Origin of the sequence: Streptomyces odontomachicola, assembly GCF_039605595.1 — a bacterium.
Classification (GTDB): Bacteria; Actinomycetota; Actinomycetes; order Streptomycetales; family Streptomycetaceae; genus Streptomyces.
On sequence record NZ_JBCFOK010000015.1, the window covers coordinates 108,832 to 125,613 of the forward strand.

Below are 16,782 nucleotides of genomic sequence, written 5' to 3' on the forward strand. Positions count from 1 at the left end.
GCATGTCCGAGGACGAGAAGACCCCGGGGCGCGAGGTCATCACGGACTACGCGCAAGCCCACTTCCGCTACTTCCGCACCACCGACGGGACCGTATACGCGCAGCGCAACGGGCAGCCCGTGGCGCGGCCGATCCGCTCGCAGGGCACCGCGGGCAGCCACCGGCAGGAACTCCTGGTCGGCCTGTTCCGCGACGGTCTCGGCGTGTTCAACGGTACCGCCATGAAGGAGGCGTTGGACTTGATCGAAGCCCTCGCGATGGGTGAGGCAGTCCAGCCGGTCCACATCCGCGTCGCGCCCGGCGCCGATGGGGCGACGTGGCTAGACCTGGGCCGCAGCGACGGCCAGTCCGTGCGCATCCACCCCACCGGCTGGGACAGCCTCACCCCGGACCCGGCTGAGGTGTGCTGGCGGCGCACCCAGCTCACCGGCGAACTCCCCCTGCCGGCCAAGGACACCGACGGCAAGGGCATCGACCTACTGCTGCGGCTGTGCAACTTCGCCAGCGCCGAGACCGAATGCCTGGCCCTCGCCTGGCTCATCGGCTGCCTGGAGCCGTCCGTGCCGGTGCCGGCGCCCTTCCTCACCGGGCCGCAGGGCGCGGGGAAGTCGACCGGCGGGCGGATGCTCACGCGGATCATCGAGGGCATGAGCGGGGACCTGCGGCGCGCGCCGAAGGACGAGGAGAACCTGATCGCCGCCGTGGCCGCCGGGTGGGTCACCGCGCTGGACAACCTCTCCCACATGACCCCGGACCTCTCCGATGCCATGTGCTGCATCGTCACCGGCGCCGAGAACGTCAAGCGCGCCCTGTTCACCGACGGAGACGTCTTCCGCGTCGGCTACCGCCGCCCCCTGCTGCTGACCGGCATCGACGTCGGCGTCATCCGGCCGGACCTGGCCGAACGGCTCCTGCCGCTGCGGCTGGAACGGCCCAAGGTGCGGCGGACCGAGGCGGAGCTGTGGGCGGAGTTCGAAGAGATCCTGCCCATCGTCCTGGGCTCGCTCCTCGACCTCACGGTCAAGGTCCGCGCGGCCCAGGCCGACATCCCCACCGACCTGCGCATGGCCGACTTCGCCCACCTGTGCGCGCAGTTGGACGCGGCCACCGGCTTCGGAGCGCTGAGCGCCTACCGGGCCAGCCTGGATGACCTCAACGACGACGTCATCGAGGGCGACCTCCTGGCGCAGACCGTGCTGCAGTACGCCGCCCGTCTGGAGGCGGGTGCGGAGGAGCGGATGGCGTCGGCTGAGTGGCTGCACTGCCTCACCCAGCTCTACACCGGGGAGGACTTCCGGCCCCTGCCCAAAGGGTGGCCGACCACGGGCAAGGTCCTCTCCGACCGTCTCAAGCGCCTCCAGCCGACCCTCGCGGCCCGGGGCGTCCTCATCGACTGGGGCCGCATCAACAAGGCCCGCTACATCGCCATGACCCGACCACAGCCCTCCGCCCCCTACGAGCAAGAGCCGCTGGCCTGACCAGGCACATCCGGCACGGCGCAAGCAAGAAGAGCACCACGGGGCACCACGCCCGGGGTGCTCTTCTTGCTGTTCGGCGGCTTGTCCGCCGCCCGAAGGACGCGCCGCGAAGCGGCTCCTTCTTCGCTCTTCAAAAAACGCGCCCACAAGACAAACCACCCCTTCTTTTTCCTAAGAGAAGAGATGCTGCGTCACCTGCGTCACCCACGGACCCAAAACGGCCCCTGACCTGCGGCTACAGCAGTGACGCAGAACGCTCCCGGCTGCGTCACCCCGCGTCACCCGCGTCACCGGTGACGAAGAGCCTGCGTCACCCGTGACACAGCCCCGATCCTCTGCGTCACCAAGAAACCGCAGGTCACACCCGGCCAGTGACGCAGGTGACGCAGTGACGCAGAAATCCCCGCCTCGGACACATCCGCCGCTAAGAAAGGAACACGGCATGGCCAAGGTCCAGCAGCTCACGCTCCGCGAAGTGCTCGCTGAGATCCGCATGAGCCGCGCGGCCTTCTACCGCATGCGCGCCCGCGGTCAAGCTCCGGAGATCTCCAAGCTGCCAAGCGGTGAGCTCCGCGTCACTCGCGAGGACTTGGACGCCTGGTGGGACCAGTGCAAGGGACGCGCCGCCGCCTGACCAGCAATCGAGCGCCCAACCTGGGGCCCGCCTTCTGGGCGGGCCCCTCTTCTTATGGAGAGGCATGCCACTCACCTACGACGTACGGATCTACGGCATCGAGGTTCGCCGCGACCGCCCCAAGCCGTACCGGCTGCGCTGGCTGGTGGGCCAGCGCAAGCACTCCAAGAGCTACAAGCTCAAGCCGCAGGCTGACGGGCGCCGTTCGGAGCTGATGTCGGCGCTCCGGAAGGGCGAGCAGTTCGACGAGGAGCTGGGCCTCCCCGTCTCGGAACTGCGCAGTCAGAAGAACTCTGTGACGTGGTACGAGCACACGCGCACGTTCATCGAGGCGAAGTGGGACCAGGCGCCGGCCAAGTCGCGCCGAAACTTCGCGGATGCCCTGGCCACCATCACGCCCGCTCTGGTGAAGACGAAGGCGGGAGCGCCGGAGCCCCGCGTGCTGCGACAGGCCTTGTACGGCTGGGCGTACAACAAGAACCGACGGGAGGAGGAGCCTCCCGAGGAGGTGGCGCGGGCCCTCCGCTGGATTGCGAAGAACTCCCTTCCGGTGTCGGCCCTGGAAGATCCGGAAGTGGTTCGCCTGGCTCTCAACGCTCTGAAGCTGAAGCTCGATGGCAAGCAGGCGGCGGCCAAGACCGCTCTGCGCAAGCGTGCTTGCCTCAGCGATGCTCTGGGCCTGGCGGTCGAGAAGAAGTACTTCACCATGCCGGTGAACCCGCTGACCACGGTGCAGTGGACCGCGCCGAAGTCGGCCGAGGAGGTGGCCCCGGAGAGCGTGGCGAACCCACGGCAGGTGCGGGCTCTCCTGCGCAAGGTGCGCGAGGAGGGAGCCCGCGGTAAGCGACTGGAGGCGTTCTTCGGGTGCCTCTACTACGCCGCCATGCGGCCGGCCGAGGCTGCCGGGCTGACGAAGGCGCAATGCCACCTGCCCGAGAAGGGATGGGGCACGCTCACGCTGCGGCAGGGTGTGGTCCGTGCCGGACGGAGCTGGACGACCGACGGCCAGGCGCATGAGCGCCGAGGGTTGAAGGCCCGGCCCGAGGACGATTCCCGGCTCGTGCCGATCCCGCCGAGTTTCGTCGCGATGCTGCGGCAGCATCTGGAGGCGTACGGCACAGCGCCGGACGGACGGCTGTTCCGTACCAGCCGTGGCGGGCTGCTTCAGGAGACCGGGTACGGGGAGGTGTGGGCGAAAGCGCGCAAGAACGCGCTGACTTCCGAGGAGAGGGCCACTCCACTTGCACGTCGCCCCTATGACCTCCGTCACGCCGGAGTCTCGTTCTGGCTCAGCTCCGGAGTGGACCCGATGGAGTGCGCGCGGCGGGCCGGCCACAGCGTCGCCGTACTCCTTCGGGTGTACGCGAAGGTGCTGGACCGGACACGCGAGCAGGCGAACGAGCGCATCGCCGATGCCATGCGGGAGTGGAACGAGCCCGAGGATTGAATCCCCCGGGGGACACCTGGGGGGACACGCACTGGTCAGCCCTGAGACATAGGTGAGACAGGGTGGGACACACCACACATTTCACCTTGTGGCCAGCAGCGGCCTCGAACACGAAAAACCCCTTCCCTGCCCTGCGTTTTAGCAGGTGGGGAAGGGGTTTCCCGACTGTGGCGGCGCTAGGATTCGAACCTAGGAAGGCTGAGCCGGCAGATTTACAGTCTGCTCCCTTTGGCCGCTCGGGCACACCGCCTGGGATTGCCGCCGTGGTGCCCCGCTTTTGCGGCGGTGCGCCTCGGCAACGGTGTAAACCATACCCGATACCCGGGGGTGCTTCGCCACCCGGCTGATCAGCGGTGGATCACCGGGGCGGTGGCTAGGCTTGCGGGGCGGGACGCGAGCGCGAACCGCTTTCCCCATCGATCTACACATGAGGAGCCAACTCACCATGGCCGACTCCAGTTTCGACATCGTCTCGAAGGTCGAGCGGCAGGAGGTCGACAACGCCCTCAACCAGGCCGCCAAGGAGATCTCGCAGCGCTACGACTTCAAGGGCGTCGGCGCCTCGATCGACTGGTCGGGCGAGAAGATCGAGATGCGCGCCAACGCCGAGGAGCGGGTGAAGGCGGTCCTCGACATCTTCCAGTCCAAGCTGGTCAAGCGCGGGATCTCGCTGAAGGCGCTGGACGCGGGCGAGCCGCAGGCCTCCGGCAAGGAGTACAAGATCTTCGCGGGTCTGAAGGAAGGTATCTCCCAGGACGACGCCAAGAAGGTCGCCAAGACCATCCGCGACGAGGGCCCCAAGGGCGTCAAGGCGCAGGTGCAGGGCGACGAGCTGCGCGTGACCTCCAAGAGCCGCGACGCGCTGCAGGACGTCATCTCGCTGCTGAAGGGGAAGGACTTCGACTTCCCGCTGCAGTTCATCAACTACCGCTGAGCGGTACGCCGTTCACCCGGCGCCGTCTCAGGTGCGAGGCCCGCGCCCCTCGGGGGCGCGGGCCCGGGTGTGTGCGGGGTCCTGCGTGCGGGGTCCTGCGTGCGGCGTCAGCCGTGCGCCGTCAGCCGCTCACCAGCGGTAGTGCGGGTACGCGGCGGCGGAGTCGGTGGGCACGATGTCGCGGCCCAGCGGCATCAGGGAGATCGGGATCATCTTGAAGTGGGCTATCCCGAACGGGATGCCGATGATGCTCAGGCAGAGCGCGACGCCCGCGGTGATGTGGCCGATGGTGAGCCACAGTCCGGCGAAGACGATCCAGATGACGTTGCCGACACCCGAGGCCAGGCCCGCTCCGCGGCGCTCCACCGTCGTACGCCCGAAGGGCCAGACCACGTAGCCCGCGATGCGGAACGACGCGATGCCGAACGGGATCGTGACGATGAGGATGCAGCAGATCAGGCCCGCGAGGACATAACCGATCGCCATCCAGAGGCCGGAGAGTACGAACCAGATCAGGTTCAGCAGCGTTCTCATGATCGATAGCCTGCCATCCGCTCGAGACGGGCCACCCGCTCGGGCATCGGGGGGTGGGTGGAGAAGAGCTTGCTCATGCTCTCGCCGCGGCGGAACGGGTTGGCGATCATCATGTGGCTGGCCGTCTCCAGCCGGGGCTCGGGCGGGAGCGGCGCCTGCTGGGTGCCGTGCTCCAGCTTGCGCAGCGCGGAGGCCAGGGCGAGCGGGTCGCCGGTGAGCTGGGCGCCGGACGCGTCGGCCTCGTACTCCCGGGAGCGGGAGACGGCGAGCTGGATCAGGGAGGCCGCCAGGGGCCCCAGGATCATGATCAGCAGCATCCCGAACAGTCCTGGGCCGTCATCGTCGTCGGACCTGCCGAACGGGATCAGCCAGGCGAAATTCACCAGGAACATCACCACGGACGCGAGCGCGCCGGCGACCGAGGAGATGAGGATGTCGCGGTTGTAGACATGGCTGAGCTCGTGGCCGATGACGCCGCGCAGCTCCCGCTCGTCGAGCAGGCGCATGATGCCCTCGGTGCAGCAGACCGCGGAGTTGCGCGGATTGCGTCCTGTGGCAAAGGCGTTGGGCGCCTGGGTGGGCGAGATGTACAGCCGCGGCATCGGCTGGCGCGCGGCGGTGGAGAGCTCGCGGACCATCCGGTACAGCTCCGGGGCCTCGAACTCGCTGACGGCGCGGGCCCGCATGGCGCGGAGCGCGATCTTGTCGCTGTTCCAGTACGCGTAGGCGTTGGTGCCGAGCGCGATGAGCAGGGCCACGATCAGGCCCATGCGCCCGAAGAAACTTCCGATGACGATGATGAGAGCGGACAGCCCCCCGAGGAGCAGGGCCGTCCTCAGCCCATTGTGCCGGTGCACGGTACGCCCTCCAGTGGTGCGGCAGGGGACCCCTGAGACAAGTGGTCGTTCCACCTCTTCAGTGGACCCTCACGTACTGGTCAACGCGAGGCGGCCTGCTCCAGTTCCCAGGTCATGGCCACCCGCACCGGTGGTCCGTACCTCGTACGCCGTCGGTCACGCCGCCGCGTACGCCGTCACTGCAGGCCCGTGCCCGCGTACGTGAGGACCAGCTCGGGCCACAGCGAGAGGGCGATCGCGGCGATCGCGGTCAGTGCGACGGCCGCGCTCAGCGGCGCGGGCAGGCGCATCCGCGCGGGGGCCGCGTCCGGGGCCGGGCGGAAGAGGAGGGCCGTCCAGCGGAGGTAGTAGTAGAGCGCGATGACCACGTTCACGGCCATCACCACGGCGAGCCAGCCGAGTCCGTTGCCGACCGCGGCGTGGAAGACGGCCACCTTCGCGAACAGGCCGACCAGGCCGGGCGGGAGGCCCGCGAGGCAGAGCAGGAAGAAGCCCAGCGCGAGGGCCGCCAGCGGGTGCGCCGCGTACAGGCCGCGGTAGTCGGAGAGCCGGTTGCTGCCGCCGCTCGTGCGCGCGACGTGGGCGACGACGGCGAAGGCGCCGAGGTTCACGGCGGCGTACATCAGCAGGTAGGCGACGGTCGCGCCGACCGCGGCGAGGGTCGCGCGGCGGTCGCCGCCCGCCTCGTGCGCGGCGGCGGCGAGCGGCACCAGCAGATAGCCCGCCTGGCCGACGGAGGACCAGGCCAGCAGGCGTACGCCGCCGCGCAACTGGTCGGCGCGCTGGCGCAGGGCGGCGGTGTTGCCGAGGGTCATGGTGAGCGCGGCGAGCACCGCGAGAGCCGGGCCCCACAGGTCGGAGCGTGAGGCGAAGCCGCGCACGGTGAGCAGGATCAGCCCGGAGAGGCCCGCGGTCTTGCCGACGACGGAGAGGAAGGCGGCGACCGGGACAGGGGCGCCGGTGTACGTCTCGGGCACCCAGAAGTGGAAGGGCACCACGGCCGCCTTGAAGGCGAAGCCGACGAGCGTCAGCACGACGCCGCCTGCCGCGAGGGTGGTCAGCCGCGGGTCGGTGTGGCGGAGGGCCTCGTCCATGCGGGAGAGGTGGAGGGTGCCGGTCGCCGCGTACACGAAGCTCGCGCCGAGCAGGGTGACGGCGGTCGCGGTGACGGAGGAGAGGAAGAACTTGAGCGCGGCCTCGGAGGAGCGCGCGTCGCCGCGGCGCAGGCCGACCAGCGCGAAGGCGGGCAGCGAGGCCACCTCCAGCGCGATCACCAGGGTCACCAGGTCGCGGGACGCGGGGATCAGCGCGGCGCCGGCGGTCGCGGACAGCAGCAGGAACCAGAACTCGCCCGCCGGCAGCCGCTGTTCGCGCACCGACGTCATCGACAGCAGTGCCGTGACGAACGCGGCGGCCAGCACCAGGAACTGGATGACCAGCGCGAACGTGTCCGCCTGATAGCTGCACGTCTCCGGCGACGCGGTCAGGCAGAAGGTCTTCGCCGACCGGGTGCGGAGCGCGAGCAGCGGCAGCGCGGCGATCACGAGGAACGCCGCGGCGGCCGGACCGAGCAGCCGCTTGCGCCGCCCGTCCAGGAACAGGTCGGCGACCAGGAGGACGAGGGCCGCCGCCGCGACGACGGTGGGCGGCGCGATGGCGAGCCAGTCGACGGACTGCACGGCGCTCGCGCTTTCCGCAGCGCTGACAGTGTGCGCGGCCTGCGCGGCGAGGTGGGCGGTCGTGGTGGCGGCGGTCATCGGGAGACTCCCGGCAGGAGGTTCTGCACGGCCGGGTCGGTGAGCCCGAGGAGGACCGCGGGCCACAGTCCGGCGAGGACGGTGAGGGCGACGAGCGGCGTCCAGGCGGCGAGTTCGTAGCCGCGGACGTCGGGGAGGGGCGCGGCGGTCGCGGCGGGAGCGCTCGTCGCGCTGGGGTCGCTCGTCGTGGTCGCGGGCGCCGATTCCTCCGCCGTTCCGGTCAGTTCGTCGCGTACGGGCTGGTCGGTGCCGCTCGCGGCGGGCGTGCGCGGGTCGCCCATGCAGACGCGGCGCACCACGATGAGCATGTACGCGGCCGTGAGCAGGGTGCCGACGGCGCCCAGCGCCATGAAGACGAGGAACGCGGGGCGGCTGAGGCCCGCGGCCGGGTGGTACGCGCCGAGCAGCGCCAGCATCTCGCCCCAGAACCCGGCGAGTCCTGGCAGTCCGAGCGAGGCGACGGCGGCGAACGCGATCAGCCCGCCGAAGCGCGGCGAGCGCCCGTAGAGCGCGCCGCCGGTGCCCGCCTCGCCGGCGAGGGCCGCGAGATCCGTGCTGCCCGTACGGTCCTTCAGGGCTCCGACCAGGAAGAACAGCAGGCCGGTGATGAGCCCGTGCGCGATGTTGGCGAACAGGGCGCCGTTCACGCCCGTACGGGTCATGGTCGCGATGCCGAGCAGCACGAAGCCCATGTGGCCGACGGAGGAGTACGCGATGAGCCGCTTGAGATCCCCCTTGCGGGTCAGCGCGAGGCAGGCCAGCGACCCGTAGATGATGCCGATGACGGCGAACGCGGCGAGGTACGGCGCGAACGTGTGCATCCCGTCCGGCGCGACCGGCAGCAGGATCCGTACGAAGCCGTACGTGCCCATCTTCAGCAGCACGCCCGCGAGGAGCACCGAGCCGACGGTCGGCGCGGCGGTGTGCGCGTCCGGGAGCCAGCTGTGCAGCGGCCACATCGGGGCCTTCACGGCGAGCCCGACGCCGATGGCCAGGACAGCCAGGAGCTGCGTGGTGTGCCCGAGCCCGGGGTGGCTGTCAGAGGCGAGTGCCACCATGTCGAAGGTGCCGCCCTTGAGCCCGATGAGGAGGAGGCCGAGCAGCATCACGACGGAGCCGAGCAGCGTGTAGAGGATGAACTTCCAGGCGGCGGCCTGCCTGTTGGAGTCGCCCTGCCCGTCGGCGTCGGGCTGGCCCCAGCGCGCGATGAGGAAGTACATCGGGATGAGCACCATCTCGAAGGCCAGGAAGAACAGCACCAGATCGAGGACGGCGAAGGTGGCGAGGGTGCCGGACTCCAGCACGAGGAGCAGCGCGACGAACGCCTTGGGGCTCGGGCCAGCGGGCATCCGGAAGTAGCCGTAGAGCGCGCAGAGGAAGGTCAGCAGCGCGGTCAGCACGAGGAGGGGGAGCGAGACGCCGTCGACGCCGAAGTGCAGCCGGATGTCGAGGGCCTTGATCCAGGTGACCTGCGATTCGGCCTGCATGGTGCCCGGGTGGCCGTGGTCGAAGCCGGCCGCCAGCACGGCGGCGGCGAGCAGCACGACGCCGGTGACGGTCACGCCGTGCCGCAGTACGGCCTGTTCGGGGCTGCTCCCGCGCAGCCCGGGGGGCGCGGGGAGCAGCGCGGCGAGCGCGCCGAGGAGGGGGAGCGCGACGACGGCGATGAGCAGGACCTGCATCGCTGTGGTGCTGAGGGTCACGGTCAGGCTCCTCCGCTTCCGGTGGCGAGGATGACGACGGCCACGGCGAGCACGAGGGAGCCGGCGACCAGGGCGCCGAGGTAGGTCTGCACATTGCCGGTCTGCGCGCGGCGGGTCAGCAGGCCCACCAGGCGTGCGCCGCCCCCGGCACCGCGCACATAGGTGTCCACGACCTCGCGGTCGAGGAAGCCGACGAGCCGGGCCGCGGCACGGGTGGGCCGGGTCACCAGCGCCGAGCAGGCCGCGTCCAGGTGGAAGCCGTGCGCCGCGTGCCGGTGCAGCGGGCCCAGCAGTACGCGGCTCGGGTCGGCCGGATCGGGCGCCGCCTCCTGGTCGCCGTACGCGGGTTCGTGGCTGGCGATGGCCTCGGCCTCGGACACCGCGGGGTCGGCCCCCGGATGCGCGGCGACGGCGCCCAGCGGGGTGCGGGCCGCGGCGCGCGCACCCGCGCTGTGCCAGGCCGCGTACATCGCGACGACACCCACCAGCGCGAGGCCGGTGGAGAGCACGGAGGCGGTGAGGGTCGGCGCGAGGGAGCGGCCGTCGAACCACTGCGGCAGCGCGCCGTAGAGGATGCCGAAGGCGAGGGAGGGCACGGCGAGGAGCCAGAGCACGATGTTCATCACGGCGGGCTGGCGGGCGTGTTCGTCGCGGGCGGGGGCCTGGGCGGTGGGGGCTTCCGCCGTGGAGGCTTCGGCTCCCTGTGCGCGGGCCGCGGCCTTGTCGGCCGCCGTGGTCCTCACCGGCGCGTGGCCGCGGAAGGCGAGGAGCCACAGGCGGGTCGCGTACGCGGCGGTGAGCAGCGCGGTGACGAGACCGGCGATCAGGACGGTCCAGCCGGCGGCCGCCGGGGCGCCGTGCGCTCCGCCCTGCGCGGCGTGTTCGGCGGCGCCCAGCACGGCCTCCTTGGAGAAGAAGCCGGAGAAGGGCGGCAGCGCGGCGAGCGCCAACAGGGCGACCGTCATGGTCCAGTACGCGTCGGGGGCCAGCCGCGCGATGCCGCCCATGCGGGACATGGCGGCGAGCGAGTTCGTACCGGCGGCGTGGATGACGACGCCGGCGGCGAGGAAGAGCAGCGCCTTGAACGCGCCGTGCGACAGCAGGTGGAAGACGGCCGCGCCGCGGTCCAGCACGGAGAGCGCGGCGGCCATGTAGGCGAGCTGTCCGATGGTGGACCAGGCGAGCACCCGCTTGATGTCGTCCTGCGCCAGGGCCGCGAGGGCCGAGCCGACCATGGTGATCGCGGCCATGGCGGCGAGCACGATCAGCGCCACGGTGGAGGCGGCGAAGACGGGGAGCAGACGGGCCACGAAGTAGATGCCGGCCGCCACCATGGTCGCGGCGTGGATCAGCGCGGAGACCGGTGTGGGGCCCGCCATGGCGTCCGGCAGCCAGATGTTGAGCGGGAACTGCGCGGACTTGCCCGCGACCCCGGCGAGCAGCAGCAGCGCGATGACGGTGGGATGCGCGAGCTCGAAGCCGGAGATGGAGGAGGTGAGCCGGGTCGTGATCTCGCTGATCCGGAAGCTGCCCGCCTCCGAGGCGAGCGCCAGGATGCCGATCAGGAAGGGCACGTCGCCGAGCTTGGTGACCAGGAACGCCTTGATCGAGGCGGCGCGCGCGGCCTCGGTCTCCCAGTAGTGGCCGACCAGGAAGTACGAGCAGATGCCCATGATCTCCCAGCCGACCAGCAGCACGATCAGGTCGTCGCTGTAGACCACGAGGAACATCGCCGCGGTGAAGAGCGAGACGAGCGCCGCGTACGAGGAGTAGCGCGGATCCTCGCGCAGATAGCCGGTCGAGTAGAGCTGCACGCAGGAGGCCACGACGCCGACCAGCACGGCGACGAGGACCGCGAACCCGTCCAGGTGGAGCGCGAGTTGGACGGGCATCCCGGCGTGCCCTGTGGGCGCCAGCTCGGTGGCGGCGCGCAAGGCTCCTCCCCCGCCCTGGCGTACCGCGACGACGATCGCGAGGACCGTCGAGACGAGCGTGGGCAGTACGGCGAGGGGCTGTATCAGTCCGGGTACGCGGCGCCCCAGGAGCAGTCCCGCGACGGCGGCGAGGAAGGGCAGCAGGGGGACGAGCGCTGCGAGGGTCGTGGTGGTCACGCGGTCTGCCTCCGGGTGCGGGTCACCGGGTCGGGGGCGGTGGCGGCCTGCTCCGGGTCGCCCTCGGCGACGGTTTCCGGGGCGTTGTCAGTGCCGGGTGCAAGACTCTTCTCATCGCGCGAACCGGCGCCGGATCCGGGCCACTTGGGCCCGTCGTCCTCGTCGCGGAGCGTGCGGAGGCCGTCGATGTCGGAGCGGCCGCGGTTGCGGTGGACGAGGAGGACGATGGCGAGGCCGATGCCGATCTCGGCGGCGGCCACGGCGATGGTGAAGAGGGTGAGCGCCTGGCCCGTGTGCAGGGTGTCGCGGAGCCAGACGTCGAAGGCGACGAGGTTCAGATTGACGGCGTTGAGCATCAGCTCGACCGACATGAGCACCAGGATGGCGTTCCGGCGCGCGAGGACGCCGTAGATCCCGGTGCAGAAGAGGAGGACCGAGAGGACGGCGGGATAGGCGAGGTGCATCAGCGCTCCCCCTCCCGGGAGTCGGCGGCCGCACGGGGGTCGGTCGTGGGCTCGGGGGTGGAGTCGGGAGCGGCTTCGGGAGCAGCGCCGGGAGCGGGCTCGGAGGCGCGGGTGGCGGAGCCGGACGCGGCGGAGTCCGGGGCGCCGGTGGCGGGACCGGTGGAGCCGGTGGCGGGCTCCGCTCCCGTCCCCTCGCCGGGGGCCTCCTCGTCCTCCTCGTCCGCGCCGCCCCTGCGGGAGAGCACGATCGCGCCGACCAGGGCGGCGAGGAGGAGGACGGACAGGGCCTCGAAGGGCAGCACCCAGTGCCGGAAGAGGGCCTCGCCGGTGACCCGGGTGGAGCCCAGTACGGCGGAGTCGAGATCGATCCAGGTGGCGCGGAACGCGTCCACGACCAGCGTGACCAGGGTGGCCGCCGAGGCCAGCGCGACGACCAGGGCGATGGGGCGGTTGCCCGAATCGGCGTCGGGCGAGCGGCCGATGGGCGCCCTGGTGAGCATCAGCCCGAAGAGCAGGAGGACGACGACGGACCCCACATAGATCAGCACCTGTACCCAGGCGATGAACTCCGCGGAGAGGAGGAGGTATTCGACGGCGATGCCGCCGAGCGCGGCCACCAGCCAGAGCGCTGCGTGCACCAGCTGCCTGGTGGTGACCGTGACCAGGGCGGCGCCGAGGGTGGCGATGCCCACGAGCACGAACAGGATCTCCACGCCGGTGGGCGACAGAAAGCCCTGCGGCTGGGAGGCGGCGAGGAGGTTCACGCTTCTCCGCCCTCCTCCGGCCGGGCTTCCCGCTCCTGCTGCCCCTGCTGAGTCTGTGTCTGCTGTTCCTGTGCCTGCTGTTCCCGTGCCTGGCGTTCCTGCTCCTGCTGGGCGAGGAGCTTGTCGGCGGCCTTGCGGGCTGCGCCGAGCTCCTTCGGCTCCTCGGCGCGGTGGTCGAGGGCCGGCGGCTCGGGCACGGTCCACATCCACTCGCGGAGCTTGTCGCGCTCATGGGTCAGATCGCGGATGTCGGTCTCCGCGTACTCGAATTCCGGCGACCAGAACAGCGCGTCGAAAGGACACACCTCGATGCAGATACCGCAGTACATGCAGAGCGAGAAGTCGATGGCGAAGCGGTCCAGCACGTTCTGGCTGCGCTCGCGGCCGCCGGGCGCGGCGGGCGGCACCGTCTCCTTGTGGGAGTCGATGTAGATGCACCAGTCGGGGCACTCGCGGGCGCACAGCATGCAGACCGTGCAGTTCTCCTCGAAGAGCGCGATCACTCCGCGGGTGCGCGGCGCCAGTTCGGGCTGCGCGTCCGGATAGTGGTCGGTGACGGTCCGCCTGGTCATGGTGCGCAGGGTGACGGCCAGGCCCTTGGCCAGTCCGGAGCCGGGGAAGGAGCGCTTGTCCTCGGTGCGCTGCCCGGTCTGCGGGCGGGTCATCACTGGATCACCACCTTGACGACGCCGGTGAGGGCGATCTGGAAGAGGGCGAGGGGCACCAGCGCGGTCCAGGCGATGCGCTGGATCTGGTCCTCGCGCAGCCGGGGGTAGCTGACCCGGAGCCAGATCACGCCGAAGGCCAGCACCGCGGTCTTGAGCAGGGTCCACGCCCAGCCCAGCCCGTCGGCGAACGGGCCGTGCCAGCCGCCGAGGAAGAGCACGGCGGTGAGCGCGGAGAGGATCACGATGCCCGCGTACTCGGCGAGCAGGAAGAGCGCGAAGCGGAGCCCGGTGTATTCGGTGTACGCGCCGAAGATGATCTCGGAGTCGGCGACCGGGGCGTCGAAGGGCGGGCGCTGGAGTTCGGCGAGGCCCGCCACGAAGAAGACCACGCCGCCGATGATCTGCCAGGGCAGCCACCACCACTGCCAGGCGTCGAGGATGCCCGGCAAGGAGAGGGTGCCGGCCGCCATGGCGACGGAGGCGGCGGCGAGCAGCATGGGCAGCTCGTAGGCCATGAGCTGGGCGGCGGTGCGGAGGCCGCCGAGGAGGGAGAACTTGTTCGCGGAGGCCCAGCCGCCCATCAGCGAACCGAGCACGCCGACGCCCATGACGGCGAGCACGAAGAAGATGCCCGCGTCGAGGTCCTGGATGACCCCGCCGCCCGGCGCGACCGGGATGGCCACGAGGACGAGGAGGTACGGGATGAGGGCGACGGCGGGCGCGAGCTGGAAGATGCGCCGGTCGGCGCCGTCCGGGACGATGTCCTCCTTCTGCGCGAACTTGACGCCGTCGGCGACCAGTTGGGCCCAGCCGTGGAAGCCGCCCGCGTGCATGGGGCCGACGCGGCCCTGCATATGGGCCATCACCTTGTGCTCGGACTGACCGACGAGCAGCGGCAGCACGAGGAAGGCGACCAGTACGACGAGCAGCCGGAGTACGACGTCGAGCACGTCCATCAGGCGTCGTCCCTTCTCTCGTCGGTTCTCTCCTCGGTGGAGGAGTCGGAGGTGTCAGAGGTGTCGGAGGAGTCGGAGGTGTTCTCGGTGCGTTCGCCGGTCTGCTCGGCCCCTTCGCCCTGTCCGGTCTGCTCGGCCTGCTCGCCCTGCTCGGCGTCGAAGGCCGGGCGGGCGTGGTGCCACGGCGCGTCGGTCGAACGGGGCGCGGGCGCGGCGCTCTCCTCGGGCTGGGGCTCCGCCTCCGGCTGCGGTTTCGCCTCCTGCGGTTTCTCCTCGGGTTGCTCCGGTGGGGCCTGCTGCTCGGCGCGTTGGCTGGCCGAGCCTGCCGAGACGCTGCGGTTGCGGCGGGCCGGGCGCTCCGTACGGCGGGGGCGCTCGGTGCCGGTGTCGGCGGCGCCCTCGGTCGTGGCCGGGGACTCGGTCGTCGCCGGAGCTTCCGCGTTCTGGCTGGCGGACCCTGCGCCGGCGGTGCGGGTGCGGCGGGCCGGGCGTTCGCCGGAGGCCGATTCGGCGCGGCCGCGGCCGCGTGCGGGGCGGGAGGGTACGGGCGGGAGCTGGCCCTTGAGCGGGCCCCACTCGTTCGGGTCGGGGACGCCGGGCGGGAGCATCTGGCGCCGCTTGGGGCCGCCGTGTCCTGATTCGCCCGGTTCCTTGGCGCCGGGCCACGCCTTGGCGACGCGCGCGGCGAGGACGAAGTCCTTGCGCAGCGGGTGTCCTTCGAATGCCTCGGGGAGCAGGAGCGGTACGAGGTTCGGGTGCTCGTCGAAGCCGATGCCGAACATCTCGTGGGTCTCGCGCTCGTGCCAGGAGGCGCCCGCGTACACGCCGGTGGCGGTGGGCAGCCGGGGGTCCTCGTGGGGCACGGTGGTGCGGAGTACGAGGCGGCGCACGGTGCCGCCCGGTGCGCCGGGGAGCGCGACGACGTGGGCGCACACGCGGAATCCCGTACCCGGTTCGTCGACGGCGCTCAGCCAGTCGAAGAAGGTGCAGCCGAGGTCGTCGCGTGCGGCGGTGAGCGCGTTCAGCCAGCCGTCGGCCGGTACGTCGGCGGTGAGCAGGCCATATGCCTCCTCGGCCGTGGCGCCCGCGCCGAAGATCTCCTCCGCGGGGCGCGGCAGCCAGCCGACCGGCGCGCTCGGAGCGGCCTCGGCGGCGGCGGTCTCCTCGGCCCCCGCGGCGGCAGCCGCTTCGGCCCCCGCACCGGCACCCTCAGGCGCCGCCCCGGCCCCGGTCTCGTTCGGCTCGTCGGTCCCGGTCACCGGCCGTTCCCCTCCGTACCGTCGCGGCCGTCGTGCGCGCCCTCGACGGCGCCGCCGCCGTTCGCGCCGTTCGCGCTGCTCGGCGGGCTCACCAGGCCGCTGGTCAGCGCGGCGTTGGAGGGGGTTCCCGCGGCGGCGCCCCCCGCACCCGCGTACCGGGCGGAGGTGGACTCGCGGGCGATCTTCTCCTGGAGCTTCAGCACGCCCTGGAGCAGCGCCTCGGGGCGCGGCGGGCAGCCCGGCACGTAGACGTCGACGGGGATGATCTGGTCGACGCCCTTGGTGACGGAGTAGGAGTCCCAGTACGGGCCGCCGCAGTTGGAGCAGGCGCCGAAGGAGATGACGTACTTGGGCTCCGGCATCTGCTCGTAGAGCCGCTTCACGGCGGGGGCCATCTTGTCCGTGACCGTGCCCGAGACCACCATCAGGTCGGCCTGGCGCGGTCCCGGCGCGAAGGGGATCACGCCCAGCCTGATGAAGTCGTGCCGCGCCATGGACGCGGCGATGAACTCGATGGCGCAGCAGGCCAGCCCGAAGTTGAAGACCCAGAGGCTGTAGCGGCGGCCCCAGTTGAGGACCACCTTCATCGGTTCGGGTGCCAGCCGCGCCAGCGGTCCCAGCTTGGAGCGGACCGTGGGCTCGGGCAGGTCGGCACTGGCGGACCGTGCCGTCGTGGTGTGCGCACCGGCGGCGCCGGTCTCCGTTACGTCCATTCCAGGACGCCCTTCTTCCATGCGTACAGCAGGCCGACGGCGAGGAAGCCGAGGAAGACGAACATCTCCACCAGCGTGACGCCGCCGAAGCCCGGCGCGGCAAAGACCGTCGCCCAGGGGAACAGGAACACCGAGTCGACGGCAAAGATCACGTACAGGAACGCGTAGACGTAATAGCGCACTTGGGTGTGCGCCCAGCCCTCTCCGACCGGGTCCACGCCGCACTCGTACGTGAGCATCTTCTCCCGCGTCGGCACCACGGGGCGCAGCAGCCGCCCGGAGCCGAAGGCCGCGGCGACGAAGAGCACCCCGACGACCGCGACCAGACCGACGACCGCATAGCCGTGGAAGTAGTCCGGCACGTCCTTGCCCGTCCTCACTCGCTCGCGCGCTCGCTGTGCCGGCCGCCCCTGCCGCGGCCGCCGCCGTCCTTGCCGTTCTCAGCCGGGCCGTCGTGCGGCCGGTGTTCCGTGTGCGGGCCGGTCGGTTCCCCTCTGGTTCAC

General features: G+C 71.3%; 16 protein-coding genes and 1 tRNA gene. 4 read left to right on the forward strand and 13 right to left on the reverse strand.

Features of this window, described 5'->3' with window-relative positions:
• Nucleotides 1–2: 2 nt before the first annotated feature.
• The 3 genes from ABEE00_RS25885 (at nt 3) to ABEE00_RS25895 (ending at nt 3,559) form a co-directional block, all read left to right on the forward strand.
• Nucleotides 3–1,478, forward strand: a complete 1,476-nt coding sequence (locus ABEE00_RS25885; protein ID WP_345748067.1) for an ATP-binding protein — start codon at nt 3–5, stop codon at nt 1,476–1,478.
• Between the two features lie 442 nt (nt 1,479–1,920).
• Nucleotides 1,921–2,112 carry a helix-turn-helix transcriptional regulator gene (locus ABEE00_RS25890; protein ID WP_345748068.1) on the forward strand — a complete coding sequence of 64 codons (192 nt, stop codon included), beginning with the start codon at nt 1,921–1,923 and terminating at the stop codon, nt 2,110–2,112.
• 64 nt (nt 2,113–2,176) lie between these two features.
• Nucleotides 2,177–3,559: a tyrosine-type recombinase/integrase gene (locus ABEE00_RS25895; protein WP_345748069.1), complete on the forward strand. Its 1,383-nt coding sequence runs from the start codon at nt 2,177–2,179 to the stop codon at nt 3,557–3,559.
• 168 nt (nt 3,560–3,727) lie between these two features.
• On the opposite strand, the gene ABEE00_RS25900 is transcribed toward ABEE00_RS25895, so the two are convergent.
• A tRNA-Tyr gene (locus ABEE00_RS25900) sits at nt 3,728–3,809 on the reverse strand.
• A 195-nt stretch (nt 3,810–4,004) separates the two neighbouring features.
• On the opposite strand from ABEE00_RS25900, the gene ABEE00_RS25905 reads away from it, so the two are divergent.
• Entirely contained in the window at nt 4,005–4,493 is a 489-nt protein-coding gene (locus tag ABEE00_RS25905) for a YajQ family cyclic di-GMP-binding protein (RefSeq protein ID WP_345748070.1), read from the forward strand.
• 129 nt (nt 4,494–4,622) lie between these two features.
• Here ABEE00_RS25905 and ABEE00_RS25910 read toward each other — a convergent pair whose 3' ends face one another.
• The 12 genes from ABEE00_RS25910 to ABEE00_RS25965 all read right to left on the reverse strand — a co-directional run bounded on the left by ABEE00_RS25910 (nt 4,623) and on the right by ABEE00_RS25965 (nt 16,641).
• Nucleotides 4,623–5,027: a YccF domain-containing protein gene (locus tag ABEE00_RS25910; RefSeq protein ID WP_345748071.1), complete on the reverse strand. Its 405-nt coding sequence runs from the start codon at nt 5,025–5,027 to the stop codon at nt 4,623–4,625.
• Entirely contained in the window at nt 5,024–5,884 is an 861-nt protein-coding gene (htpX, locus tag ABEE00_RS25915; RefSeq protein WP_345748072.1) for a zinc metalloprotease HtpX, read from the reverse strand. The genes ABEE00_RS25910 and htpX overlap by 4 nt, the downstream gene beginning before the upstream one ends.
• A gap of 176 nt (nt 5,885–6,060) precedes the next feature.
• On the reverse strand, nt 6,061–7,641 hold the full coding sequence (locus tag ABEE00_RS25920) for an NADH-quinone oxidoreductase subunit N (protein ID WP_345748073.1): 1,581 nt from the start codon (nt 7,639–7,641) through the stop codon (nt 6,061–6,063).
• Nucleotides 7,638–9,323 carry a complex I subunit 4 family protein gene (locus ABEE00_RS25925; protein ID WP_345748178.1) on the reverse strand — a complete coding sequence of 562 codons (1,686 nt, stop codon included), beginning with the start codon at nt 9,321–9,323 and terminating at the stop codon, nt 7,638–7,640. Before ABEE00_RS25925 ends, ABEE00_RS25920 begins: the two co-directional genes overlap by 4 nt.
• A 23-nt stretch (nt 9,324–9,346) precedes the next feature.
• Complete coding sequence (locus tag ABEE00_RS25930) at nt 9,347–11,455, reverse strand: NADH-quinone oxidoreductase subunit 5 family protein (RefSeq protein WP_345748074.1); 2,109 nt, start codon at nt 11,453–11,455, stop codon at nt 9,347–9,349.
• Nucleotides 11,452–11,919, reverse strand: a complete 468-nt coding sequence (gene nuoK, locus ABEE00_RS25935) for an NADH-quinone oxidoreductase subunit NuoK (protein ID WP_345748075.1) — start codon at nt 11,917–11,919, stop codon at nt 11,452–11,454. The genes ABEE00_RS25930 and nuoK overlap by 4 nt, the downstream gene beginning before the upstream one ends.
• Nucleotides 11,919–12,683: an NADH-quinone oxidoreductase subunit J family protein gene (locus ABEE00_RS25940; RefSeq protein WP_345748076.1), complete on the reverse strand. Its 765-nt coding sequence runs from the start codon at nt 12,681–12,683 to the stop codon at nt 11,919–11,921. Before ABEE00_RS25940 ends, nuoK begins: the two co-directional genes overlap by 1 nt.
• Complete coding sequence (locus ABEE00_RS25945; RefSeq protein ID WP_345748077.1) at nt 12,680–13,348, reverse strand: NuoI/complex I 23 kDa subunit family protein; 669 nt, start codon at nt 13,346–13,348, stop codon at nt 12,680–12,682. The genes ABEE00_RS25940 and ABEE00_RS25945 overlap by 4 nt, the downstream gene beginning before the upstream one ends.
• Nucleotides 13,348–14,310, reverse strand: coding sequence for a complex I subunit 1/NuoH family protein (locus tag ABEE00_RS25950; protein WP_345748179.1), 963 nt, complete (start codon nt 14,308–14,310; stop codon nt 13,348–13,350). Before ABEE00_RS25950 ends, ABEE00_RS25945 begins: the two co-directional genes overlap by 1 nt.
• Nucleotides 14,307–15,566, reverse strand: a complete 1,260-nt coding sequence (locus ABEE00_RS25955) for an NADH-quinone oxidoreductase subunit C (protein WP_345748078.1) — start codon at nt 15,564–15,566, stop codon at nt 14,307–14,309. Before ABEE00_RS25955 ends, ABEE00_RS25950 begins: the two co-directional genes overlap by 4 nt.
• A complete protein-coding gene (locus ABEE00_RS25960) occupies nt 15,563–16,279 on the reverse strand; it encodes an NADH-quinone oxidoreductase subunit B (RefSeq protein WP_345748079.1) in 717 nt (238 codons plus the stop codon). Before ABEE00_RS25960 ends, ABEE00_RS25955 begins: the two co-directional genes overlap by 4 nt.
• Nucleotides 16,270–16,641, reverse strand: a complete 372-nt coding sequence (locus ABEE00_RS25965; protein ID WP_345748180.1) for an NADH-quinone oxidoreductase subunit A — start codon at nt 16,639–16,641, stop codon at nt 16,270–16,272. The genes ABEE00_RS25960 and ABEE00_RS25965 overlap by 10 nt, the downstream gene beginning before the upstream one ends.
• Between the last annotated feature and the right edge of the window lie 141 nt (nt 16,642–16,782).